21 protein-coding genes are annotated in these 24,668 nt (G+C 69.5%); 12 read left to right on the top strand and 9 right to left on the bottom strand.

The features are described 5' to 3' along the window. Positions 1-4 precede the first annotated feature (4 nt). Together gyrA and gyrB are read right to left on the bottom strand one after the other, a co-directional pair. The gene (gene gyrA / locus KBX46_RS07285) at positions 5-2,527 is read right to left on the bottom strand and encodes a DNA gyrase subunit A (RefSeq protein ID WP_210791786.1); all 2,523 of its coding nucleotides are present in this window, start codon (positions 2,525-2,527) and stop codon (positions 5-7) included. Positions 2,528-2,657: 130 nt separating this feature from the next. Then, complete coding sequence (gyrB, locus tag KBX46_RS07280) at positions 2,658-4,604, bottom strand: DNA topoisomerase (ATP-hydrolyzing) subunit B (protein ID WP_141911966.1); 1,947 nt, start codon at positions 4,602-4,604, stop codon at positions 2,658-2,660. A gap of 521 nt (positions 4,605-5,125) precedes the next feature. On the opposite strand from gyrB, the gene KBX46_RS07275 reads away from it, so the two are divergent. Then, positions 5,126-5,680: a hypothetical protein gene (locus KBX46_RS07275; RefSeq protein WP_088950808.1), complete on the top strand. Its 555-nt coding sequence runs from the start codon at positions 5,126-5,128 to the stop codon at positions 5,678-5,680. Here KBX46_RS07275 and KBX46_RS07270 read toward each other — a convergent pair. Next, positions 5,665-6,165, bottom strand: a complete 501-nt coding sequence (locus KBX46_RS07270) for a MarR family winged helix-turn-helix transcriptional regulator (RefSeq protein WP_088950807.1) — start codon at positions 6,163-6,165, stop codon at positions 5,665-5,667. The two genes, KBX46_RS07275 and KBX46_RS07270, sit on opposite strands and share 16 nt — an antisense overlap. Before the next feature lie 104 nt (positions 6,166-6,269). Here KBX46_RS07270 and KBX46_RS07265 point away from each other — a divergent pair, with 104 nt between their 5' ends. Further along, a complete protein-coding gene (locus KBX46_RS07265; protein ID WP_099856854.1) occupies positions 6,270-6,497 on the top strand; it encodes a hypothetical protein in 228 nt (75 codons plus the stop codon). A 7-nt stretch (positions 6,498-6,504) separates the two neighbouring features. Here KBX46_RS07265 and KBX46_RS07260 read toward each other — a convergent pair whose 3' ends face one another. The 5 genes from KBX46_RS07260 to dnaA all read right to left on the bottom strand — a co-directional run bounded on the left by KBX46_RS07260 (position 6,505) and on the right by dnaA (position 12,882). Then, positions 6,505-7,116, bottom strand: coding sequence for a DUF721 domain-containing protein (locus KBX46_RS07260; protein WP_088950806.1), 612 nt, complete (start codon positions 7,114-7,116; stop codon positions 6,505-6,507). Beyond that, the gene (gene recF, locus KBX46_RS07255; RefSeq protein WP_210791784.1) at positions 7,106-8,239 is read right to left on the bottom strand and encodes a DNA replication/repair protein RecF; all 1,134 of its coding nucleotides are present in this window, start codon (positions 8,237-8,239) and stop codon (positions 7,106-7,108) included. The genes KBX46_RS07260 and recF overlap by 11 nt, the downstream gene beginning before the upstream one ends. Before the next feature lie 16 nt (positions 8,240-8,255). Continuing rightward, positions 8,256-9,128 (bottom strand): phosphogluconate dehydrogenase (NAD(+)-dependent, decarboxylating), encoded by an 873-nt coding sequence (gene gnd / locus KBX46_RS07250; RefSeq protein WP_088950804.1) that lies wholly within the window; start codon positions 9,126-9,128, stop codon positions 8,256-8,258. 40 nt (positions 9,129-9,168) lie between these two features. Beyond that, a complete protein-coding gene (dnaN, locus tag KBX46_RS07245; RefSeq protein WP_088950803.1) occupies positions 9,169-10,302 on the bottom strand; it encodes a DNA polymerase III subunit beta in 1,134 nt (377 codons plus the stop codon). Positions 10,303-11,079: 777 nt separating this feature from the next. Further along, on the bottom strand, positions 11,080-12,882 hold the full coding sequence (dnaA, locus tag KBX46_RS07240; protein ID WP_371409959.1) for a chromosomal replication initiator protein DnaA: 1,803 nt from the start codon (positions 12,880-12,882) through the stop codon (positions 11,080-11,082). Positions 12,883-13,534: 652 nt separating this feature from the next. Here dnaA and rpmH point away from each other — a divergent pair. The 10 genes from rpmH (at position 13,535) to KBX46_RS07190 (ending at position 23,615) form a co-directional block, all read left to right on the top strand. Continuing rightward, positions 13,535-13,672 carry a 50S ribosomal protein L34 gene (rpmH, locus tag KBX46_RS07235; RefSeq protein WP_007453904.1) on the top strand — a complete coding sequence of 46 codons (138 nt, stop codon included), beginning with the start codon at positions 13,535-13,537 and terminating at the stop codon, positions 13,670-13,672. Positions 13,673-13,706: 34 nt separating this feature from the next. After that, complete coding sequence (gene rnpA, locus KBX46_RS07230; RefSeq protein WP_210791782.1) at positions 13,707-14,123, top strand: ribonuclease P protein component; 417 nt, start codon at positions 13,707-13,709, stop codon at positions 14,121-14,123. Further along, a complete protein-coding gene (gene yidD, locus KBX46_RS07225) occupies positions 14,120-14,407 on the top strand; it encodes a membrane protein insertion efficiency factor YidD (RefSeq protein WP_088950801.1) in 288 nt (95 codons plus the stop codon). Before rnpA ends, yidD begins: the two co-directional genes overlap by 4 nt. A 3-nt stretch (positions 14,408-14,410) precedes the next feature. Continuing rightward, on the top strand, positions 14,411-15,403 hold the full coding sequence (gene yidC, locus KBX46_RS07220) for a membrane protein insertase YidC (protein WP_088950800.1): 993 nt from the start codon (positions 14,411-14,413) through the stop codon (positions 15,401-15,403). Between the two features lie 212 nt (positions 15,404-15,615). After that, positions 15,616-16,251, top strand: coding sequence for a R3H domain-containing nucleic acid-binding protein (locus KBX46_RS07215; RefSeq protein WP_210791780.1), 636 nt, complete (start codon positions 15,616-15,618; stop codon positions 16,249-16,251). A 4-nt stretch (positions 16,252-16,255) separates the two neighbouring features. Continuing rightward, on the top strand, positions 16,256-17,098 hold the full coding sequence (gene rsmG / locus KBX46_RS07210; RefSeq protein WP_210791778.1) for a 16S rRNA (guanine(527)-N(7))-methyltransferase RsmG: 843 nt from the start codon (positions 16,256-16,258) through the stop codon (positions 17,096-17,098). Between the two features lie 481 nt (positions 17,099-17,579). Further along, a complete protein-coding gene (locus tag KBX46_RS07205; RefSeq protein ID WP_282102691.1) occupies positions 17,580-18,680 on the top strand; it encodes a ParA family protein in 1,101 nt (366 codons plus the stop codon). A gap of 27 nt (positions 18,681-18,707) precedes the next feature. Further along, entirely contained in the window at positions 18,708-19,721 is a 1,014-nt protein-coding gene (locus KBX46_RS07200; protein WP_210791776.1) for a ParB/RepB/Spo0J family partition protein, read from the top strand. Positions 19,722-21,304: 1,583 nt separating this feature from the next. Then, positions 21,305-22,162, top strand: coding sequence for a hypothetical protein (locus tag KBX46_RS07195; protein ID WP_247667160.1), 858 nt, complete (start codon positions 21,305-21,307; stop codon positions 22,160-22,162). Between the two features lie 271 nt (positions 22,163-22,433). Next, positions 22,434-23,615, top strand: coding sequence for a Cmx/CmrA family chloramphenicol efflux MFS transporter (locus KBX46_RS07190; RefSeq protein ID WP_210791766.1), 1,182 nt, complete (start codon positions 22,434-22,436; stop codon positions 23,613-23,615). 42 nt (positions 23,616-23,657) lie between these two features. Here KBX46_RS07190 and KBX46_RS07185 read toward each other — a convergent pair whose 3' ends face one another. Beyond that, positions 23,658-24,662, bottom strand: a complete 1,005-nt coding sequence (locus KBX46_RS07185) for a D-alanine--D-alanine ligase (protein WP_099849477.1) — start codon at positions 24,660-24,662, stop codon at positions 23,658-23,660. Positions 24,663-24,668: the final 6 nt, after the last annotated feature.

The raw sequence follows: 24,668 nt of genomic DNA, 5'->3' as shown, positions 1-24,668 counted from the left end.
TCAACTAGTCCTGTTCGTCAGGCTCGTCGGCATTGCGAGCAATCGCCACGATAGTCACGCCGTCCGGGAGGTCCATCAGCTTGACCCCCATTGTGTTCCGGTCACGCGTACGGCGTACAGGCTTCACCGGAGTCCGAATGACACCACCATTGCTGGTGATCGCGAACAGCTCGTCGTCCGGATCGATCACCACCGCGCCGACCAGACCACCGCGCCGCTCGGTGATCTTCGCAGTCAACACGCCCTTACCTCCCCGGCCCTGCACCGGGTATTCCTCGATCGGGGTCCGCTTCGCGTATCCCCCGTTCGTGGCCACCAGAACGTCGAGGCCGTCCCGGACGACCTCCATGGCGAGTAGGACATCGTCGTCCGTGAAGCGCATGCCGATCACACCCGAGGTGGCCCGGCCCATCGGCCGCAACGCCTCGTCGGAGGCGTTGAACCGGATCGCCTGTGCCTTCTTGGAGACCAGCAGCAGGTCGTTCTCCGGCGCAACCAGAGCAGCACCGACCAGCTCGTCCTCATCGCGCAGGTTGATCGCGATGATGCCGCCGGAACGGTTGGAGTCGAACTCCTCGAGCCGCGTCTTCTTCACCAGGCCGTTCTTCGTGGCCAGTACCAGATAGGGGGCTACCTGGTAGTTCGGGATCTCAATGATCTGCGCTATCTGCTCGTCGGGTAGGAAGGCGAGCAGGTTGGCCACGTGTTGGCCCTTGGCTACCCTACTGGCCTCCGGCAACTCGTATGCCTTGGCCCGGTATACGCGTCCCTTGTTCGTCAGGAACAGGATCCAGTCGTGGGTCGAGCAGACGAAGAAGTGGCTGACGATGTCGTCCTGCCGCAGCGTGGCGCCGCTGACGCCCTTACCGCCGCGCCGCTGCGAGCGGTAGAGATCGACCTTGGTGCGCTTGGCGTACCCGGTGCGGGTGATCGTGACGACCACGTCCTCGCGGGCGATGAGGTCCTCCATCGAGACCTCGCCGTCGAACGGGATGATCTTCGTCCGCCGTTCGTCGCCCCACTTGGCGACGATCTCGCCAAGCTCCTCCGAGATGATTCTCCGCTGGCGCTCCGGTTTGGCGAGGATGTCCTTGAGATCGGCGATCTCGATCTCGAGCTTGGCCAGGTCGTCCACGATCCGCTGCCGCTCCAGTGCGGCGAGCCGGCGCAGCTGCATGTCCAGGATCGCGGTCGCCTGGATCTCGTCGATCTCCAGCAGCCGGATCAGGCCCTGCCGGGCGTCGTCCACGGTCGGAGAGCGCCGGATGAGGGCGATCACCTCGTCCAGTGCGTCCAGCGCCTTGCCCAGGCCGCGCAGGATGTGTGCCCGCTCCTCGGCCTTGCGCAGCCGGAACGCGGTCCGCCGGCGGATCACGTCGATCTGGTGCTCGACGTAGTAGCGGAGGAACTGGGCCAGGTTGAGCGTGCGCGGCACCCCGTCGACCAGTGCCAGCATGTTGGCGCCGAAGGTCTCCTGGAGCTGGGTGTGCTTGTAGAGGTTGTTCAGCACGACCTTCGCGACCGCGTCGCGCTTGAGCACCAGGACGATCCGCATACCGGTACGACCGGAGGACTCGTCGCGGATGTCGGCGATCCCGGCGAGCTTGCCCTCCTTGATCAGCTCGGCGATCCGCTCGGCGAGGTTGTCCGGGTTGACCTGGTAGGGCAGCTCGCTGACGACCAGGCAGGGGCGGCCCCGCTTGTCCTCCTCGACCTCCACCACGGCGCGCATCCGGATCGAGCCGCGACCGGTGCGGTAGGCGTCCTGGATCGCGGTGGTGCCGACGATCAGGCCGTGGGTCGGGAAGTCCGGACCCTTGACGATGCCGAGCAGGGCTTCGAGGGTGGTCTCCTCGTCCTCCTCCGGGTGCTCCAGGCACCACTGCACCGCCGCGCCGATCTCCCGCAGGTTGTGCGGCGGGATCTTGGTGGCCATGCCGACCGCGATGCCCTCGGAGCCGTTCACCAGGAGGTTGGGGATCCGCGACGGCAGGATGGTGGGCTCCTTGGCCCGGCCGTCGTAGTTGTCCTGCAGGTCGACGGTGTCCTCGTCGATGTCCCGCAGCATCTCCATGGCAAGGGGGTCGAGCTTGCACTCGGTGTATCGCATGGCGGCGGCAGGGTCGTTACCCGGCGAGCCGAAGTTGCCGTTGCCGTCGACCAGCGGGTAGCGCAGCGACCAGGACTGCGCCATCCGGACCAGCGCGTCGTAGATCGCCGAGTCGCCGTGCGGGTGGAACTGACCCATCACGTCACCGACGACGCGGGAGCACTTCACGTAGCCGCGGTCCGGGCGGTAGCCGGAGTCGAACATCGCGTAGAGGATCTTGCGGTGGACCGGCTTGAGGCCGTCCCGGACGTCCGGCAGCGCGCGACCGACGATGACGCTCATCGCGTAGTCGAGGTAGGAGCGCTGCATCTCCACCTCGAGCCCGACCGGTTCGATCCGGTCGTGCGCGACCACCGCGGCGATGGCCTCGGCGGGGACCTCGGGCTCGTTCGGTGTGGACTCGGGAGAATCGGTCACTGTATACCCTTATCAGACTCAGAGTCGTTTTCGTGCTGTGGATAACCGCTGTGGATAGCGGCCAAGCTGTGGATAACTCTGTGGATCGGTGGATCGACCGGGCAGCACCCGGCCGATCCACCGCGATCCGTCAGATGTCCAGGAACCGCACGTCCTTGGCGTTGCGCTGGATGAACGACCGGCGCGCCTCGACGTCCTCACCCATCAGCACACTGAACAACTCGTCGGCGGTCGCCGCGTCGTCGAGAGTGACCTGACGCAGGGTACGCGTCGCCGGGTTCATCGTGGTTTCCCACAGCTCGGGATAGTTCATCTCGCCGAGGCCCTTGAAGCGCTGGATGTCGTCCGGCTTGGCGTTCGGCTTCTTCTGCTGGCGCAGCGCGATCAGACCGTCCCGCTCGCGGTCGGAGTACGCGTACTGGGCGTCGTCGCCCTTCTTGTTCCACTTGATCTTGTAGAGCGGCGGGGCGGCCAGGTAGACGTTGCCCATCTCCACCAGCGGACGCATGAAACGGAACAGCAGGGTGAGCAGCAGCGTCTGGATGTGCTGGCCGTCGACGTCCGCGTCGGCCATCAGCACCACCTTGTGGTACCGCAGCTTTTCCATGTCGAAGTCGTCGTGGATGCCGGTGCCCAGCGCGGTGATCAGCGCCTGGACCTCGTTGTTCTTGAGCACCCGGTCGATCCGGGCCTTCTCCACGTTGAGGATCTTGCCGCGAATCGGCAGGATCGCCTGCGTCCGCGGGTCGCGGCCCTGCTTGGCGGAGCCACCGGCCGAGTCGCCCTCGACGATGAACACCTCGGACTCGCGCGGGTCGGTGGACTGGCAGTCGGCCAGCTTGCCCGGCATCGAGCCGGACTCCAGCAGCGACTTGCGTCGGGCCAGCTTGCGCGCCTGCTGCGCGGCGATCCGGGCCCGCGCCGCCTGGGAGGCCTTCGTGATGATCATCTTGGCCTCGGCCGGGTTGCGGTCGAACCAGTCGACCAGCCGGTCGTTGCAGACCCGCTGCACGAAGCTCTTCACCGGGGTGTTGCCCAGCTTGGTCTTGGTCTGACCCTCGAACTGCGGGTTGGCCAGCTTGACCGAGATGATCGCCGCGAGCCCTTCGCGGATGTCCTCGCCGGAGAGCTTCTCGTCGCCCTTGAGTAGCTTCTTGTCGGTGCCGTACCGGTTGACCACGCTCGTCAGCGCGGAGCGGAAGCCCTCCTCGTGGGTGCCGCCCTCGTGCGTGTTGATCGTGTTGGCGAAGGTGTAGACCGACTCGCCGTACGACTCGTTCCACTGCATGGCGATCTCGAGCGACATGCCCTCCTCCTCGGCGATGAACTCGACCACGGTCTTGTGGATCGGGCTCTTCGAGGCGTTGAGGTGTCGGACGAAGTCGGCGATGCCACCCTCGTAGTAGAAGGTCACCTCGCGCTGCCGGCCGTCCTCCTCCTCGGCCACCCGCTCGTCGAGCAGGTGGATGCGCAGGGCGCGGTTGAGGAAGGCCATCTCCTGAAGGCGTCGGTAGATGGTCTGGAAGTCGAAGTCGACGGTCTCGAAGACGTCGGGGTCCGGCCAGAAGGAGACCGCCGAGCCGGTGCGGTCGGTGGCCTCGCCCTTCTCCAGCGGGCCCGGCTTGGAGTGGGTGTAGTGCTGCCGCCACACGGCGCCGGACTTGTGGATCTCGACGAACATCTTGGTGGAGAGCGCGTTCACCACGGAGACACCGACGCCGTGCAGACCGCCGGAGACCGCGTACGCCTTGCCGTCGAACTTGCCACCCGCGTGCAGGATCGTCAGCGCGACCTCGACACCCGGCTTCTTGAGCTTCGGGTGGAGGTCGACCGGGAAACCACGGCCGTTGTCGGTGACCCGCACGCCGCCGTCGGCGAGCAGCACCACGTCGATGGTGTCGCAGTATCCGGCGAGCGCCTCGTCGACAGCGTTGTCCACAACCTCCCAGACGAGGTGGTGCAGACCGCGCTCGCCGGTGGACCCGATGTACATACCGGGCCGCTTGCGGACCGCCTCCAGACCCTCAAGAACGGTGATCGACTCTGCGCCGTACTCCTGCTTGTCCTGCGCTGCCACCCTCGGCCACTTTCTCGCGTCATCCACGCCGGTAGGGCGCGTCGGGCGCGGGTTCGGCGGACAGGACGCGACGTCGGCGCGCGGACCGGTGCCGGAGACCTCCGGACAGCGGGTCGAACGCGCCGGTCGCCGCGGTTGCCCGCGGATCGCGATCGGCTCGACCCGACGTGGAGAATGAATCTGGGGCCACCGGCCCCGTCCCTCTCCCACACCGGGTCTTCGTCTCGCTGTCAATCCTACTGTGCGCGGGGGACAGAACCACCACTCGGCACCCTCAGAGAGGCGGCTGAGATGTCCGTAGCCGGCAGAACCCCGCTGCCCGCGACTCCCCCCACACGCCAGGGTCCGATCGCACGCGCCGTCCCCGAACGGGTTGACCCGCGCCCGGGCGGGTCGGGGGTCGCGGCCAAAGCATCCGTGCCGTACGTTTGCGGCGCCCCGGAACCAGCCTTGATCTTTACCGGCCGGAACCGGGACGATCGACCCGATCGACCCGACACGTGCTCTTTAAGAGGTGACAGATGGGGCTGGACAACGTCGCGGTGCACTGGCCGCGGACCGGCCGCTTCTACGACCCGGTCGCACCGGCCGAGTTCGTCGACTTCGGCGAGATCGTCGACCTGCCGCGAATCTCCGCGCCGACTGCCGCCCTGGCCGAGCTGATCGCGAAGACCGGCACCATCCGGGCGACCGCGTACACCGAGCTGGTGGATCTGCTCCTCGGCCTCGAAGGTGTGTTGTACGCCACAGACGCCGCCGCCGAGGACGAGGACCCGGTGATCGATCCGGACGGCTGCTCCTGGATCGCCAGCGGCATCGAGAGATTCGTGGCCGGGCACCGTCCCTACGGTGAGGCGGTCACCTTCGAGTCGGTGAGCACGGTGCTGCGTTCTCTGCTCGGCGACGGCAGGCTGGCCGAGCAGCAGCTGCGGTGGCTGGAGACCCGGCTCGACGCGCTGCGCGACGAGCGCGGCGACCCGCCGCAGTGGAACTTCACCTGCGCGGAGCTGGGCGTGCTGGCCGCGTTCTACCGGCGCTGCGCCGAACGCGGTTTCGCCGTCTACGCCGACGCCTGAGCCGCCGCGCCGGCCCCCGGCGAGGTCGGGTCGCCGCCCGGTCGGTTGGCCGCCGCGATCACCTGTGTGAGCACCGCGTGCAGGTGTTGCAGGTCCTCGACGGGCAGCCCGAGTCGCTGCACGATCGCGGCCGGGATCAGCTCGGCCTGCCCTCGCAGTGCGGCGCCGCTGTCGGTGAGGGTGACGGCGAGGCTGCGCTCGTCGCTGGGGTCGCGCTCCCGGCGCAGGTAGCCGGCTGCTTCGAGCCGCTTGAGCAGGGGTGACAGCGTGCCCGGATCGAGCTGCAACAGGCGGCTGAGGTCGCGGCCGGACAACGGTGCGTGCTGCCAGAGCGCCAACATGACCAGGTATTGCGGGTGGGTCAGCCCCATCGGCTCCAGGAGTGGGCGGTAGACCGCCACCACACTGCGCGCGGCCACCGAGAGGGCGAAACAGACCTGCTGCTCCAGCGCCAGCGGGTCGACGCCTTCCGGTCTCTCGCTCATCGGTTGCCCTCCTGATGCACGATAGCTATCGTACCAATCATTGGTGTACCAACCATTGGTAGGCCAACAGTTGCGGGACCACACGACGCGGGAGAGTGCGGCAGATGAGCGAGGACGGCGCGGTCACCAAGGCCCCGGGCGAGGGCGGCCGACTCCTGAGCTGGGCCTTCCGGCACCTCGCCGGCCCCGCCGAGGGTGTGAAGGGCGCGGTGCAGGGCGGCTCGGCCGAGGCCCGCGACGCGTGGAAGCGCGACCTGGCCGAGCGCAAGCGCTTCACCCGGGAACAGCGCGAACGCAAGCGGGCCGACCGCGAGGCCCAGCGGCGGAGCTGAGGCGCCCTCAGCCGTACGTGTCGCGTGGGCCCCGCCCGCGTACCCGGCGCGGCCCCTTCGCCCAGGAGGGCGCGGCCGGGCCGTGGATGTGCAGCTTGCGCACGACGTTGTGGCCGACCTCGCTGGCGATCTGCTTGAGCAACGAGCCAGCGAGCAGCCGCAGCTGGGTGGCCCAGGCCGTCGAGCGCGCCTCCACTGTCAGCTCACCGTTCTCCAGCTTGACCGGGCGACTGTTCTGGGCGACCTCCGCGCCGACGACCCGCTCCCAGGCGCCGAACACGGTGGCCTCGGCCGCCGGCTGCTGCCAACCACGCGCCTTCACCAACCGGTTCAGCACCGCGCTGAGCGGCTGGGGATCGCGTGGGTCGGGGCCCGGGCCGGAGTAGCCCCGCAACCGCCGCCCTGAGCCGCCGGCAGCGTCGCCGCCTCCGCCGCCGGGGGCACGTCGGGCGCGCGCCGCCTGCTGCCGCCGGGACAGCGCAGCGTCGAGCACCGCGCGGGCCAGCTCCGGCCCGCTGGCGGCCGCCGCCGGCTCACCGCCCGTCGACTTTCCCCCGGGCGTACGCGCAGCGTCGCCCTTTCCGGCCTCGGGACTGTTGGTGCGTGGCTCATCCGACACGGCGTACCGTCCCTTCGCCAACCTGATAGCGGGTGCCCCGCAGAGCGGCCGGCACGTCGTCGTCCACCGCGCAGGTGACGAGCAGCTGACTCGCCCCACCGACCAACTCCGCCAGCCGCTCCCGGCGGCCGGTGTCCAACTCGGCGAACACGTCGTCGAGCACCAGCACCGGCTCGATGCCGTCGGCGCGCAGCAGGTCGTAGCCGGCCAGCCGCAGCGCGAGCGCGAACGACCACGACTCGCCGTGGCTGGCGTACCCCTTGGCGGGCAGCGGCCCGAGGGTCAACGCCAGTTCATCACGGTGCGGGCCGACCAGGGTGGTGCCCCGTTCGATCTCGGCGGAGCGGGACGCGGCCAGGGCGGCGGTCAGTGCCTCCGCCAACGCGGCCCGGTCGGTGGTCGGCTCGGCCAGCTCGATCGAGGGCCGGTAGGCGATGCTCGCCGCGCCCCGACCGGCGGCCACCGCGTCGTACGCCTTGGCGACGTGCGGGGCGAGCGCGGCGACGAGCTCCAGCCGACCGGCGAGCAGCTCCGCGCCGTGCTGAGCCAGGTGCGTGTCCCAGACGGCGAGGGTGCCGAGGTCACCGCCCCGGGACCCGCCGGTCTTGCGAGCCAGGTACGCGGTGCGCAGCAGGGCGTTGCGCTGCTTGACCACCCGCTCGTAGTCGGCCCGCACCCCCGCGTACCTGGGTTGGCGGTTGACCAGCAGGTCGTCCAGGTAACGGCGGCGCTCGGACGGGTCACCCCGGACCAGCTCAAGGTCCTCCGGGGCGAAGAGCACGAGTCGCAGCGCGCCGAGCACGTCCCGGGCCCGCCGTGCCGGTGACCGGCCCAGCCGGGCCCGGTTGGCCTTGCCGGGCACGATCTCCAACTCGACCAGGAGTTCCCGCCCGTCGTGGACCACCGCGCAGCGGATCACCGCCGACGCGGCGCCCATCCGGACCAGCGGCGCGTCGGTGGCGACCCGGTGCGAATCCAGGGTCGCCACGTAGCCCAGCGCCTCGACGAGATTGGTCTTGCCGACGCCGTTGGCGCCGATCAGGACGTTCGCCCCCGGCTGGAGGTCGACGGCCACCCGCTCGTACGAGCGAAAGTCGACCAGTTCCAACCGTTGGACGTACACAGGGTGTGGATACCGCTCAGCGCTTGTGGACGGCGTGGCCACCGAACTGCTGACGCAGCGCGGAGACGGCCTTCATGGCGGGCGAGTCGTCCTGCCGCGACGCGAACCGGGCGAAGAGCGAAGCGGTGATGACGTTCAGCGGCACGGCCAGCCGGACCGCCTCGTCGACCGTCCACCGACCCTCGCCGGTGTCCTCGGTGTAGCCGCTCAACTCGGCCAGCTCCGGGTCCTCGTCCAGTGCCCGGTCCAGCAGGTCGAGCAGCCAGGAACGGACGACGGTGCCCTCCCGCCACGACTTGATCACGCCCGGCACGTTGGTCACCAGCTCGGAGGCGGCCATCAGCTCGTAGCCCTCGGCGTAGGCGTGCATCAGGCCGTACTCGATGCCGTTGTGCACCATCTTCGAGTAGTGCCCAGCACCGACGGGGCCCGCGTGCACGAAGCCGAACTCGCCCTCCGGCTTGAGAGCGCTGAAGATCGGCATCAGCCGGTCGACGTGCTCCTGGGCACCGCCGACCATCAGCCCGTAGCCGTTCTGCCGGCCCCAGACGCCGCCGGAGACGCCGACGTCGAGGTAGCCGATGCCCCGCTCGTTGAGCCGCTCTGCCCGGGGCGCGTCGTCGCTGAACCGCGAGTTGCCGCCGTCGATGATGATGTCGCCCTCGCCAAGCACCTCGGCCAGTTCGTCGATCGTCGCGTCGGTGACACCGGCGGGCACCATGACCCAGACCGCGCGGGGCGACTCAAGCTTCTCTGCCAGGCCCGCGAGGGTCGTCACGTCGCTGATCTGCGCGTTGTGGTCGAAACCGACAACGTCGTGACCAGCGGCGCGCAGCCGCTCCCGCATGTTGCCGCCCATACGGCCGAGTCCTACAAGGCCGAGCTGCATGTGTTTCTACCTCCGTGGATCTGGGTGTTGCTGGGCGCGATCAGCGAGAGACGCGGATCGGCATGATGAGGTACCGGTACCCCGGAATTACCTCGCCATCCTCGTCGGCGGGAGAGATCACCGCGGGCTTGAAGGCGTCGACGAACGAGAGAACGGCGGTCTGGGAGCCCAGGTTGGCCAGGCCGTCGATGAGGTACTGAGGGTTGAACCCGATGGTCAGCGCGTCACCGGTGAAGGTGGCCTCCATCGCCTCGCTGGCCCGGGCCTCCTCGGAACCGCCGGCCTCGACCACCAGGCCGTCGGCGCTGAAGCTGAGCAGCACCGGGGTCGTGCGCTCGGCAACAAGCGCGACCCTCTTGACGACCTCGATCAGGGTGCTGACCGGCACCCGGGCCGCGGCGTTGTGGGTGGCCGGGAAGAGCGAACGCACCGGCGGGTAGTTGGCGCCGTCGAGCAGGCGGCTGGTGGTGCGTCGGGTGCCGCCGGCCAGACCGACCATGCCCTCGCCGGCAGCGCCCTGGGCGAGGGCGAGGGTGACCTCGCCGCCCAGCGGGCCGAGAGCCTTGGCGGTGTCGTTCAGGGTGCGGGCGGGCACCAGGGCGTTGATGCTCACGTCGGGGTCGTCCGGCCGCCATTGGATCTCGCGCAGCGCCAGCCGGTAACGGTCGGTGGCGAGCATCGACAGCGTGTTGCCGGACAGCTCGACGCGGACGCCGGTCATCATCGGCAGGGTCTCGTCCCGGCCGGCCGCGATGGCCACCTGGGAGACCGCCGTGGCGAACGCGGCGGCGTCGACAGTGCCGGCGCTCTGCGGCATCTCGGGCAGCGCGGGGTAGTCCTCCACCGGCATGGTGGGCAGGGTGAACCGGGCGCTGCCGCAGACCAGCTCGAGGTGAGCGCCGACCGCGGCGATGTCGACCGGCTTGGCCGGCAGCGCCTTGGTGATCTCGGCGAGCAGGCGACCGGAGACGAGAGCGGCGCCGTCGGCGTCACCCTGCACCTCGACGGTGACCTGGCTGGAGACTTCGTAGTCGAACCCGGAGACCCGCAGGTTGCCGTCGGTGACGCGGAGCATCACCCCGGCCAGCACCGGTACGGATGGCCGGTTGGGCAGGCTCTTCGCGGTCCAGGCCACGGCCTCAGCGAGCGCGTCGCGCTCTACTCGGAACTTCATCAATGCCTCCGCGTCGACGTCAGCGACAACTCTCTCATGCCGACCGCTGCCTACCGTCCCGCCCAACCGTGCGGGTACCCATCGCACCTTAGGGCGCGTAGGCATCGGCTGTGCGCCCGACCCCATGGATCGTGTCGGTGCTGACCGGCTGATCCGGCAGCGTTCGGCCCGATCCACAGAAAGCCCAACGGTGATGATTGGTTTTTGTTCTCTTAGAAGAGATAACTCATCGTCTTCATCGCACCTGTGCAAACTGTGGACAACCCGGGTCTGCGCAGCTCAGAGAGGGTATCCACAGGTGATTTAGCTGTGGAGAACCGGGGGTACAACTGGCTCGCGTGTCCACAGCCCGCTCCGGCCGGCCGGTTGTCCACCGTTGTCCACCGGTTGTCCACCGGTAATCCACCGACTTTCTCCCCAAGCCTGTGGATCACGGTGAAGATCACCATTGCCTTCATCCCCAGAACCTTCAACAGCTCATGCACAGGTGGACCGTCATCGGTGGATAACGTGACCGTTGTCCCCAGGCGTCCACAGCTCCGTACACAGGGTTTCTCCACAGCCTGTGGGTAACCGGCGAAAGACGGACCGTAGTTATCCACCGACGGTGGATGACGAGCTGTGGACAACGAGTGGGCATCGAGGCGGTCACGGCCTCGATGCTGTGGTCTCCACCATGTCGAGAGTCCAGCCGAGGACGAAAAAAAGACCGCCCGGCCGGAGATTCCGGCCGGGCGTGTCCCGAACTGAGTGCCGTCGCGACGGCTGGCGTACGCCTCAGCTGTTCTGCTTGATGCGGTTGGTCAGCTCGGCGATCTGGTTGTAGAGCGAGCGGCGCTCCGCCATCTGCTGACGGATCTTCCGGTCGGCGTGCATGACAGTGGTGTGGTCCCGGCCTCCGAAGGCCTGCCCGATCCGGGGCAGTGACAGCTCGGTCAGCTCCCGACACAGGTACATGGCCACCTGGCGGGCGTTGACGAGCACCCGCGACCGGGACTGACCGCGCAGGTCCTCCAGGCTCACCCCGAAGTAGTCAGCGGTCGAGGCCATGATCTGGTCGGCGTTGATCTCCGGCCCGGCACCGTCGGGCATGAAGTCCCGAAGCACCTCCTCGGCCAGGGACAGCTCGACGGTCGACCGGGTCAGGCTGGCGAACGCCGTCACCCGGATCAGCGCCCCCTCCAGTTCCCGGATCGAGTTCGACACCCGGGACGCGATGAACTCCAACACGTCCGGCGGGGCGTACATCCGCTCCTGCGCCGCCTTCTTCTGCAGGATCGCGATTCGCGTCTCCAGGTCCGGCGGCTGGATGTCGGCCAGCAGACCCCACTCGAACCGGGTTCGCATCCGGTCCTCGAGGGTGGCGAGCTGCCGCGGCGACCGGTCGGAGGTGATCACGATCTGCTTGTTGGCGTTGTGCAGCGTGTTGAAGGTGTGGAAGAACTCCTCCTGGGTGCGCTCGCGGTTCTCCAGGAACTGGATGTCGTCGATCAGCAGGATGTCGACGTCGCGGTAGCGCCGCTGGAACGCACTGGTCTTGTCGTCCCGGAGCGAGTTGATGAAGTCGTTGGTGAACTCCTCGGTCGAGACGTACCGGACCGAGCGGGCGTTGCCGAGCGTCGTGGCATAGTGCCCGATGGCATGCAGCAGGTGGGTCTTGCCCAGGCCGGAGTGGCCGTAGATGAACAGCGGGTTGTACGCCTTCGCAGGCGACTCCGCCACCGCCACGCTCGCCGCGTGCGCGAACCGGTTGGACGAGCCGATGACGAACGTCTCGAACATGTACTTCGGGTTGAGCCGGTTGCCGCCGGTGTCGGCGCCGGGCAGCCGGCGGTCGTCGCGGCCACCCGCGCGATGGTCCACACCGCTGCGGCCCGGGCCGCTGTCCGTTCCGCTGTCCCGGGGCAGCGCGCGGATCACGTGCTGGTCGCGCGGCGACGCCGAGTCTTCCCGGTAGCGGGGCTCGTAGGGCCGGGTGTCCGGGCCCGGCTGATCCAGGCGGCCGGTCTGCTCGTCGTAGCCGCGCCGGTCCGCTCCAGGTCGGGGCGACCGCATCGGCTCCGCGAAGGAGGCACTGAACAGCGCCTCCTGCCCGTCCCTGCTGGCGGGGATCATCCCGGGACGATGCGCGTCGACGCTCGGCGCGAGCGGCGGACCCGCAGGTGCGGGTGGCGCGGCCGGCTCAGGCGTACGCGGCGCGTGTGACTGCTCAGGGATCAGGGCATCGGCATGCGTCCGAGCGCCCTGGTCGTCGTCGAAGGATGCGGCAGCCTGACCCTCGACGTCGAACGGGCTGGCTTCCGGAGCGCTGCGGTAGACAGTGCCGGCGGGTCGGCCCGTGGCGTCCTCGGCGACCCGAACGGTGACCGCCACCTGGATCGGCCGGCCGAGCCGGCGGGTCAGCGCCTCGGTGATCGCCGGGCGCAGCCGGGACTCGATCACGTCGCGGGTGAACGCGTCCGGGACAGAGAGCAGCGCGGTGTCCTCGACGATCGCCCGCAGCCGGGTCAGCCGGAGATAGGCACGCTGCTGGGCGGAGATGATCTCGTCGGCCAGCTCGTCGGTCGCCGCTAACCACACTGCGGCAAGGTCGGTCGTACCGGCCACCGTCGTGCCACCCCCTCGCCTCTGCTCCCGGCCGCCGCTGTCTGCCAGCCGGCCGTCCCGGGCCCGCCGCGTTCGCGGGTGGAACAACACCCACCTGACGGTCGACCGGTGGTCATCCACAAGTTATCCACAGCCTGTGTACCGACCGATTGTGGCCGCCCGCCGGACGCGGGTGGGACCTGCCCCTGCCTGAACGGGCGCTGAAGCGGGTTCACCGTGCCGAACGATTCACTGCCTTGTCCGGTCTTGCCTGTGCGACGACCGGAGCTTCCGACGCTCACCGCAATCGGGCACGGTAACAGCGTTGTCCCTGCGCCATCAACCGGCGACGCGGCGGCACCCTTCTCGGCATCAGCGAAAACCGCCCTTCGGCCCGGGCGCGTCCCGTTGGCCGCTCCTCGGGGTGTTTGACGGTCATTGCACCCCTGCGTAGGCTGGAACGGTTGCTTTCTCGCCCTCTGCTAGGGTGATGGGTGCTTGCTGTCCGCGGTCGCATCCCCCGCACCGCCGAGGTTCCGCTCCGCCGGACAGCACCGATCGTGGGCCACCGTCGAGGTGGCCTGGACCACCACACGACCCCGGCGATCCCGTCGCACGGGGCGCGTACGAAAACGGAGAGCCTGACGTGAGCAAGCGCACCTACCAGCCGAACAACCGCCGGCGCGCGAAGACCCACGGCTTCCGGCTGCGCATGCGCACCCGTGCCGGCCGTGCCATCCTCTCGAGCCGTCGCGCCAAGGGTCGCACCACCCTGTCGGCCTGAGCCGACCGGGCCGGTCCAGGGAACGTGGGCAGTCGTGCTGGCCGCCGCGCAGCGACTGCGGCGCAGCACTGACTTCGCCGCAGCGGTCCGTGGTGGCCGGCGCGCCGGCCGTGGCGCCGTCGTGGTCCACCTGACCATGCCGGTGAGCGCCGACCCGAGCACACCGACCTCGTCGCAGCCGGTGCGGGACAACAGTGCGGAGCAGTCCTCCGCGCCGTCCCGCGCCGGCTTCGTCGTGTCCAAGGCCGTCGGCAACGCGGTGACCCGCAACAAGGTCCAGCGCCGACTACGGGAGCTGGTCCGAGAGCGGCTCGCCGCTCTGCCCGAGGGCAGCACCCTGGTCGTCCGAGCGTTGCCCGCCGCGGCCGAGGCGTCGTACCCCCGACTCGCCACCGACCTGGACGCCGCCCTCGCGGTTGCCCGGTCGTCCCGAGAGCGGCGGTCCCGATGAGTGCCGACCCGACCACCCCGCGCCCCACGTCAACCGGTGCCAGGGTGCTGATCGCACCCATCATCGCGTACCGTCGGTGGATAAGTCCGGCACTGCCGGCCCGCTGTCGGTTCTACCCGTCGTGCAGTGCGTACGCCCAGGAGGCGGTGGCCCGGCACGGTGCCCTCCGGGGAGCCGCGCTCGCGGTCCGGCGGCTGTTGCGCTGCCACCCCTTCCACCCTGGTGGACATGACCCGGTGCCGGAGCCGGGCGGTCGCCGCCGCGCCGATGTGACTGGAGCCTGAGAATTGTTCAGTCTTGACTGGATCTACTATGCGATTTCGTGGATCCTGCTGACCTGGCACTCTGCCTGGGACGCCATCGGGGTGCCGGTCGGCGCGGTCATCGGCACCAACTTCGCCTGGATCCTGTCCATCGTCTTCCTGGTGGTCACCGTCCGGGTGATCCTGTTCCCCGTCTTCGTCAAGCAGATCAAGTCGCAGCGGGCGATGCAGGCGCTCCAGCCCAAGGTCAAGGAGCTTCAGGAGAAGCACAAGGGTGACCGGGAGACGCTCCAGAAAGAAATGATGGAGCTGTACAAGAAGGAGAAGGCCAACCCGCTGATGGGTTGCCTTCCGATGTTCCTTCAGATCCCGGTCTTCCTCGGCCTCTTCCACGTGCTGCGCCGCCTCGACCCGGACAAGCAGAGCAAGACCCTCTACGGCTGGACCGTCGACCAGTTCCAGAGCGCCTCGGAGGCGAAGCTCTTCACCGCCCCGATCGCCGGCAAGTTCGGCTCCACCGCGGACGAGCTGGCCAGCCTCGGCGCCAACGGCACCACCGTGAAGATCATTGCTGGTGTCCTGGTCCTGGTCATGATCGCGACCACCTACCTGACCAGCCGTCAGATGATCCTCAAGACCGGCTGGGCCGAGGACCCGCAGCAGCGGATGATCCAGCGCCTGATGCTCTACGGCATCCCCGCGTCACTGCTGATCTCCGGCGCGATCTTCCCGATCGGCGTGATCATCTACTGGGTCACCAACAACCTCTTTACCCTCGGCCAGCAGCAGTGGGTGCTGCGGAAGTTCCCGCCGCCGGTGACCGCCAAGAAGGCCGTGGCCCCCGCTGCCAGCCGTAACCCGGTGCAGCCCGCCAAGACCGGCGGCCTGTTCGGCCGTGGCAAGTCGGCTCCGCCGGCGCCGGTCAAGGCCACCGCGCCCAAGGTGGCCGGGCCGAAGCCGGGTGCCAAGCCGACGAACAACCCGAAGAAGAACCGCCCCGCCAAGCGGCAGGGCTGACCTCTGCGGGCCGCCGCCAGGTGACTGGTGGCGGCCCGTTCCGCACTGTGCAGCCGCCGCGAGGCCGGCGCCGGGCGGAACCGACCGCGCACCGCGCGGCCACGGGCGACACTGCCCGTACAGACGTGCCTGTGGGCACCGGCGACCTCCCGCCGGCCCCGGGAAACCAGTCGGACCCGACGGTCCGGCCGAGCGAGTACGGAGATGAGACCGTGACCGAGACCAGCATCCCCCGCGCCGAGCAGTCCCTGGACGAGGAGGAGACCGCAACGCTCGCGGTGAACGGCGACGACACCGAGGACGACGACACCGAGGACGACGAGACCGAGGCGGACGACGACACCGACACCGCCGCTACCGGCGGTCGGACCAAGAAGGCCGTCGGCGAGGGCGACCTGTTCCGGCAGAGCGAGATCGCCGCCGACTACGTCGAGGGGCTGCTCGACATCCTCGACTACGACGGCGACATCGACGAGTTGGTCGCCGCGGGCCGCCCCATGGTCGAGGTGGTCGGCGAGCGGCTGCAAAATCTGGTCGGCCAGCGCGGGGCGACCCTGGAGGCCCTCCAGGAGCTCACCCGCCTCGCCGTCTTCCGGCAGACCGGGACGCCGAGCCGCCTGCTGCTCGACGTCGGTGGCTACCGGGCGAACCGTCGCAAGGAACTCGCCGCGGTAGCCAAGAACGCCGTCGAGAAGGTCAAGGAGCACGGCGAGCCGGTCCGGCTGGACGCGATGTCCGCGTTCGAGCGCAAGTGCGTGCACGACGTGGTCAACGCCATGTCCGGCGTGGCGAGCGAGTCCGAGGGTGTGGAGCCGAACCGGCGCATCGTCGTACGGCCGGCGGACTGACCGGGTGACCCACGACGACATCACGGCCGACACCGTGACCGGCCCGGGCGGCACGCCGCCCGGGCCGTCCGCTGTCCAGCCCGCAGACGCTGAATCGACCCGACCCGACACCGCCCCGTCGCCAGCAGACGCGGCTCTGCCGCCCGAGCTGGCACCGGCCGCACTGACCCTCTTCGGGGACCGTCTCGACCTGGCCGCCGCGTACGCCGAACTGTTGGCCACCGACGGCGTCGTCCGCGGTCTGATCGGCCCCCGGGAGGCACCCCGGATCTGGGATCGGCACATGCTCAACTGCGCGGCGGTCGCCGAGCGGATCCCGTCCGGCGCGACCGTGCTCGACGTGGGCTCCGGTGCCGGCCTGCCGGGTCTGGTCCTCGCCATCGCCCGTCCCGACCTCACTGTCACCCTGATCGAGCCGCTCTCCCGACGAACCTCGTTCCTGATCGAGGTCGTCGAGCGACTCGGCCTGGCGAAGTCGGTGCGGGTCTTCCGGGGTCGGGCGGACGAGGCAGCCAGCGGATCGAGTGGCCGGGACGCGATCAGCGGAGACGTGGTGACCGCCCGTGCGGTCGCGCCACTGGACCGGCTGGCGGGCTGGAGCCTTCCCCTGGCGGTCCGCGGCGGCCGGCTGCTGGCACTCAAGGGGTCGTCCGCCGCAGCGGAGATCGAAGAGCACGCCGAGGTGGTGGCGCGACTCGGTGGTGGAGAGCCGACCGTGCAGCTGTGCGGCGTCGGGGTCATCGATCCGCCGACCACCGTGGTGGAGATCGTGCGCGAGCGAATGGTCGGCCCGGCTCGCCCGGCGGCCAGCAAGCGCTCGCGGGCCGGTCGCTCCCGCCGACGCTGACACTTCGCGCCATCGGGCTTCCGGCTGGTGGGTTGCCTCGTTGTACCGGTGCGGATGGACGAGGAGATGACAACCCGACGTGGACCGGTCGCGCCCGTCCGCCGTAGGCTGACCGCGCGTCGATAGTGTGGAGCGAGCGGTGGACGTCGCGGGTCTCCGATCGCTCCCGAGGGCCGTACGCTCCGGGATGCGAGCGTGGTGTGGCCAAAGTTGACCGGGGCGCGGACCGACCATCCGAAGCGGGCAGGGATGACAGGTGCATGACGACGGCAGGTACGACGATCCACGCGTGACCGGGTCAACCAGCGATCCCGTTTCACGTGAAACCGACTACCCGAGCTGGTCGCCCGGCGCGACCGGGTCACCGACCGGTCCAGCGGACGGCGATGCGCCGGCAGCACCCGAGCAGTCCCCGGGCTCGGGGCAACCGGAGGGCGCGGCCGTCCCGGATCCGGCGAGTGTTCGTCGCACGCCGGAGGGGTTGAGCCGACCGGTCAACGCCGCCGAGGTGCGGTCGACCTCGGGTCGCCGCAACACCGCCGCGGCGGTTCGTTTCGAGCCCGCGGTTCCGCACCAGCCCACCGCTGCAGTCGTTCGGGATGCCGCACCTGCGGTTGCCGAAGCACCGGTGGCTTCGACCGAGTCGTTGGCCGCCGTGGCGGCCGACCCCACGTACGTTTCACGTGAAACCCCGACGCGCGAAGAGGATGACCCACCGTTGGCTATGGAGGCGATGCGCGCCGTGCAGATCCTGAATCCCAGTGGCGAGGTGACCATGCCTCGACCGGACCGGACCCGGGTCATGTGCGTCGCCAACCAGAAGGGCGGCGTGGGTAAGACCACCACCACCGTCAACCTTGCGGTGGCGCTCGCCCTGCACGGCAACCGGGTGCTCGTGGTGGACCTCGACCCGCAGGGCAATGCCTCGACCGGGCTCAACGTCCCGCACCACACCGGCATCCCGGACGTCTACGACTGCCTGATCAACAGCGTTCCGCTGGCCGAGGTGGCGCAGGCGGTCGAGGGCATCCCCAACCTCTGGTGCGTCCCCGCGACCATCGACCTGGCCGGCGCGGAGATCGAGCTGGTCTCCGTGGTCGCTCGGGAGTCGCGGTTGGACCGCGCGATCGCGGCCTACCCGGGCGAGTTCGACTACGTCTTCATCGACTGCCCGCCCTCGCTCGGTCTGCTGACGGTCAACGCTCTGGTGGCCGCGCAGGAGGTGCTGATTCCGATCCAGTGCGAGTACTACGCACTGGAAGGGCTCAACCAGCTGATCAACAACATCAACCTGGTACGCCAGCACCTCAACCCGAAACTCGACGTCTCCACCATCCTGCTGACGATGTACGACCGCCGTACCCGGCTGGCCGACGCCGTCGAGCAGGACGTCCGGAACCACTTCGGCGACAAGGTCCTCCAGGCGGTCATCCCCCGCAACGTCCGCGTCTCGGAGGCACCGAGCTACGGCCAGTCGGTGATGACCTACGATCCCGGTTCGCGGGGAGCGACGAGCTACTTCGAAGCCGCCCAGGAGATCGCGGAACGAGGCGTCAAGGAGCCGGTGGGCCGGAATGCGTAGTGCGGATGAGTTGCTGGGAGGCGTGGCATGAAGAACCGTCCTCGGGGCGGTCTGGGTAGGGGCCTGGGGGCACTGATCCCGACCGGGCCGGCGCCGGCTGCCGCTGGCACCGCGACGGCCGAACCGGAGAACGAGTACGTGGACGACACGGGCACCGAGGCAGTCGCCGCGGCTCCCGTCGGGGCGCCGGTCCGCGAGCCGGAGCCCGTGCTCAGTCCGGTGCCGGGTGCACGGTTCGCCGAGATCCCGGTCGACGCGATCCTGCCCAACCCGAAGCAGCCCCGCCAGGTCTTCGACGAGGAGGCTCTGGAGGAGCTCAAGACTTCGATCCTGGAGGTCGGCTTCCTCCAGCCGATCGTCGTCCGGCAGCTCGACGACGAAAAGTACGAGCTGGTCATGGGCGAGCGACGCTGGCGCGCCGCTCAGGCGGTGGGGCGGGAGAACATCCCGGCAATCGTCCGGGACACCCGGGACGACGCCATGCTCCGCGACGCCCTGCTGGAGAACATCCACCGGGCCAACCTGAACCCTCTGGAAGAGGCCGCCGCCTACCAGCAACTGCTGGAGGAGTTCGGTGCCACCCACGAGGAGCTGGCACGCCGGATCGGCCGGAGTCGCCCGCAGATCTCCAACACGATCCGACTGTTGAACCTGCCGGCGCAGGTGCAGCGCCGAGTGGCCGCAGGGATCCTGTCGGCCGGTCACGCCCGCGCCCTGCTGAGCCTCGACGGTGCAGAGGCACAGGAACAGTTGGCGTTGCGGATCGTGGCCGAGGGCCTGTCGGTCAGGGCGACCGAGGAGATCGTTGCCCTCACGCTGAACGACGGGCCGGCGAAGGGGCAGGCCGCGAAGCGCCGGCCGAAGGCGCACGCGCCGGCCCTGACCGATCTCGCCGACCGACTGTCCGACCGGTTCGACACCCGGGTGAAGGTGGACATCGGGCGGAGCAAGGGCAAGATCACGATCGAGTTCGCGACCGTGGACGACCTGGAGCGGATCGTCGGGATCATCGGAGTGCAGCAGGAGGAGAGCGAGGGCTGAGTCCTCCCTACTCGCCAACGGCCGCGCTACCCCTCAGGGGTGTGCGGCCGTTCCGTATCCCGCTCGCCACGTTTCACGTGAAACGGCCGCCGTTTCACGCCCTACCGATTGGCGGCCCTGCGGCGCGACTCGAACGCCTACGGCTCGCTCAGCCCGAGCGGCGCGCCGGCGCACCACCGAACCGCTGCGCCGGCCGACGTCAGCCGGTGGGCGAAGGCTTGAGGCTCTGTTTCACGTGAAACGGGAGGGGCCGCGGATGGCCGACGCCCCCGACTGCACCTGATCCGTTGGAGCACGGCTCGGCCACCGAGATGCGGAATCGGACGCCAGTCCTCACCCGGCCCGCTAGTAGATGCTCATGGAGTGCCCTGTGCGCCGCTCAGTTGCCCGCTGCCGCGTCGTGTGCCGCAGAGGGTGGTTGTGATCGACCGGAGCGCCGGACGCTCTTCTCAGGGCACGTGAGCATCAGGAGGCGTTGGTCGGCGGCGGTGCGTTACGACCTGGACCGCACCGGCCGGCAGCGATGGCGGGAGCCCGCAGCAAAAGCGGCAGCCCACCTCACCGCCTGCCGTCGCCCGTCGTCGTATCGCGGCCTCGGTCTGCGCGCCTCGGTCTGCGCCTGTCCCGACCTGTCCACCTCGCGACGCCCCGCCCTTGGTCGTGCTGACCGCGCCCCTCGTCGCGCTGTCCGCCGTCGTTGTGCCCGCGCCCCTCGTCGTGCTGCCCGCCCTTGCGTTGTCCGTCGACCCTGCACCGTTGGGGGCCTTGCCGTGTGACCGTCCCGCTCGGCTGGCACCTCGACAGGCGGCCGTCCGACGCCCTGTTCTCGTCTCACAGCTGACTGCACCTTGAGCGGGGTGGTCGGCGTCGCTCGGCCCGGAGTGGGGAGGCAGTGCCCCTGGGGAAACCTCTCAGGGGCTGAGCCCGGTGGAAACTCCACGCGCCTGAGGCAGCGGTTCGATCCAGGACCGCTTCGGCACCCCGGCAGGCGACCTTCTCCCGCTGGGGAGCGGAATCCAAAGCTCCAGCGCAACCGAGTCGAACGGCAACGCGCCGATGCCGTCTGCGAACCGTCGCCAACGCCCCCGCAGGCAGTTCGCGGACAACGACCGACGGCCCGAAAAGTTATCCACACCCTTTGTCCACAGGCACCCCCTGTTTCACGTGAAACAGCGCGTGGGAGCGGGTGCGAGCCTGTGGATGACGGCCTGTGTTGAGGATCTCGGCAGCCTGTGGATATCGCTTCGCGGCGCAGCGGTGACACCGTGTACCCGGTCGACGACGGGCACTGATTCGGCAGGCCCGGACCGATCATTCAGGTAGGGACAGCGGTGCCAGACTCGGTTAGGGTCAGCGTCGTGCACGACACCCCTCCCTCAGTCCCGGACTTCACCCAGTGGCCGTCGTTCCCCTTCGAGGGCGACCTCCACGTGAAGCAACTCGATGATCCGGTCCCGGTCGAACCGCCCCGGAAGGGCGAGGGTCTCCGGGAATGCACCGCCTGCAACGCACCCGACGATGCCTACATCTGGGTGGGAGAGCGCTGGCGGGTACGCGCCATGGACCGGCCCACCGGGCTGCCCATGGTGCTCATCCTGGAATCGCGGACACACCTCGACCTCGGCGATCTGCCGAACCTGCTCGCCGCCGAGCTGGGCGTGATGACCGTTCGTCTGGAGCGGGCAATCCGGTCCCTCGACGGGGTGGCGCGAGTCCACGTCAACCGGTGGGGAGACGGCTCGGCCCACCTGCACATGTGGTTCCTCGCTCGGCCGTACGGTCGCCTCCAGCTGCGGGGCACCTTCCTGTCACTGTGGGACTCGATCCTGCCGCCGATCTCCGAGGCGCAGTGGCGGGAGAATCTGGCGCTCGTCGCCGCCTGGCTCGCCGAGTTTGGCGGTCGCCCACTCGCCGAGCCGCCCCGCATCCAGTGGCAGGCACCGTCCAGCCTCCTGGCTCAGTCCGAAGCTGCGGATGCCGCTGCCGCCGATGCCGCAGCGGCTGCTGCTGCTGCCTCGGTCATCGAGGCGGCGGAGGAGATCCCCGAACCAGCGGGCTCCACGCCCGGCGTCGATCCGACCGACGGCGACACGGCACCCTCAGCGGATCCTGTGGACGGGGACGCCGACGCCGGGTCCACGGTCGCCGACACCGCTCCGACGAGCGAAACCGCCAGCCCTGCACGAGCCGGCAACGCGGCGAGCAGCGCGCCCGCCGGCACGACATCGTCCGGCGCCTCAACGTCCGGCACGACACCATCTGGCGTCTCGGAGTCCGGCACACCCACGTCCGGCGTCGCCGGCGCGATGCCCGCCAACGGACCCGCGATTCTCCGGGGAGCTGCCCTCCGGAACGATCCGGAGGGCGACGCTGCTGACAAGGCCACCGCCGGCGCGCTGGATGAGGCACCCCGCAGGGCCGCCCCGAACAGCGACGCCTAGAACATCGGCGCCCCGGGGCGCAAGGTTGACGACACGCGCGCCGGGCAGAAACCGGTTGCGTGGTGACCGGCGGTTTTGAGTAGTGTTTGCGCCATGTCGAGCCCTGAGGCATCCAAGGTGGGGGCTTTCGGTCACGCCGTCAGCCCCCTGAATCACTGAGTTCATAGTCCGCTTCCCAGCAGCCTTCGCTGCATGGGGATTTGCGCGCACCCTTGGGCGCTGGCCGCGGTGACGAGACGTCTCCTCGTTCTCTCTCACCTCGGAGTTCTTGATGCCTCTGCCGCTGTACCTGCTTGCCGTGGCGGTCTTCGCCATGGGCACCTCGGAGTTCATGCTTGCCGGCCTGGTGCCGGACATCGCCGCGAGCCTCGACGTGTCGGTCGGGGCTGCCGGGCTTCTGACTTCGGCGTTCGCACTCGGGATGATCTTCGGAGCGCCGCTGATGGCGGCGCTTGCGCGCTGGTGGCCTGTCCGGGCCAGCCTGCTGTGCTTCGTGCTGGTTTTTGCCGTGGCCCACGTCGTAGGCGCTCTCACGACGAGCTTCGCGGTTCTGCTGATCACCCGGGTGCTCGCCGCCCTGGCCAACGCGGGCTTCCTTGCTGTGGCACTGAGCGCGGCGGCCACGCTCGTTGCATCTGACCAGAAAGGGCGTGCGCTGGCGGTGCTGCTCTCGGGTACGACGGTGGCCACCATCGCTGGAGTTCCCGGCGGCGCAATCCTCGGCACGGTGCTCAGCTGGCGGGCAACCTTCTGGGCGATCGCACTGCTCTGCCTTCCCGCTGCCTTCGGTGTCATGAAGGGCATCCCGGCCCGTGTCGGAAGGACCTCTCGGGACTCTCCGGCTGGCTCGTCTCTTCGGAACGAGATCGCCCCGCTCGCGATGCCCAGGCTGGTCCTGGTCATGTTGCTCGGTGCCCTCGTCAACGCGGCCACCTTCGCCACATTCACCTTCCTGGCACCGATCGTGACTGACACCGCCGGCCTGGGCGAGCTGTGGGTCTCGGTCGTGCTGGTGCTCTTTGGTGTTGGGTCCTTCCTCGGCGTCACCCTCGCGGGACGGCTCTCCGATCAGCGTCCCGGCCTCGTGATCGCAGTCGGTGGCCCGTTGCTGTTGCTCGGCTGGTTCGCGTTGGCGACCCTGGCTGCCCAGCCGGTGGCGCTTCTGCTCCTCGTGTTCGTGCAGGGCACGCTTTCCTTCGCGTTGGGCAGCACCCTGATCGCCAGGGTCCTCTATGAGGCAGCAGGCGCTCCCACCATGGGAGGTTCGTATGCGACCGCGGCGCTCAACATCGGTGCCGCTGGCGGCCCTGCCGTTGCTGCAGCGACGCTCGGGGCCAACGCCAACGACCTCGGCCCGGCGTGGGTCAGCGGCCTCCTGGTTACGGTCGCACTGCTCATCGCCCTGCCGCTGCGGCGGTTCATCGCACCCCGCGTCGGCCAGGCGATTCGATGACCCACGCGAACGCCTCGACAGGGGGTGTCTGAGGTGAGCAGATCAGGAAGTGGTGAGGCGAGCCGCTGCCCGGGTGACCAGCGTGCCGAGGAGTCGGCCGAAGTCCAACCCCGCCGCCTGCACGGCGAGCGGCAGCAGTGACGTCTCGGTCATGCCCGGCGAGACGTTGACCTCCAGCACGTGCGGCTGGCCCGAGGCGTCCACGATCACGTCGACGCGGGAGAGGTCCCGCAGGCCGAGTGCGGTGTGCGCGGCGAGGGCCACGTCGGCGACCGTGGCGGCCACCTCCGGGTCCAGCCGGGCCGGCGCGTGCCAGGTGGTCCGGCCGGCCGTGTAGCGGGCGGCGTAGTCGTAGACGCCGTTGCGCGGCACGATCTCCACCGGCGGCAACGCCTGCGGTCCGTCGCCGAGGTCGACAACGGAGACCGCCACGTCCATGCCGGGCACGTACCGCTCGACGAGGGCCGTGGAGTCGTACGCGAAGCAGCCGACCATCGCCGCGGGCAGCGCCGCCGCGTCGCGGACCACCGCGCCACCCAGCCCCGACCCGCCCTGGGCGGGCTTGACCATCAGGGGCAGGCCCAGCCGGTCGACGATCCGGTCCAGTACGGCGACCGCGCCCAGCTCGGAGAAGCGATCGTGCGGCAGGGCCACCCAGTCCGGGGTGGGGATGCCGGCCTCGCGGAGCACTGCCTTGGCCGAGGGCTTGTCCCAGGCGACCCGGGAGGCGCGGGCATCGCAGCCGACGTACGGGATGTCGCACAGGTCCAGCACCCCGCGCAGCGAGCCGTCCTCGCCGGTGGCGCCGTGCAGTGCGATCACCACCGCGTCCGGTGGGTCGGCGGCCAGTGCGGGGAGCAGCGCCACGTCGGCGTCGCGCAGCTCGGCCTCCACCCCAACGGCGCGCAGCGCGTCGAGCACCCGGCGACCGGAGCGCAGTGACACGTCCCGCTCGTAGGAGAGCCCACCCGCGAGCACCACGACGCGTAGGTCGGGCGAGGCGACGGAATCGGTCACGAGGAGGCGCTCAACGGCGGTCGTACCCATGCCGGC

Origin of the sequence: Micromonospora sp. C81 (assembly GCF_018070425.1) — a bacterium.
Taxonomy (GTDB): Bacteria; Actinomycetota; Actinomycetes; order Mycobacteriales; family Micromonosporaceae; genus Micromonospora; species Micromonospora zamorensis.
The sequence above is the reverse complement of the archived record's forward strand: the minus strand, read 5'-3'. Positions and strand labels throughout refer to the sequence as shown.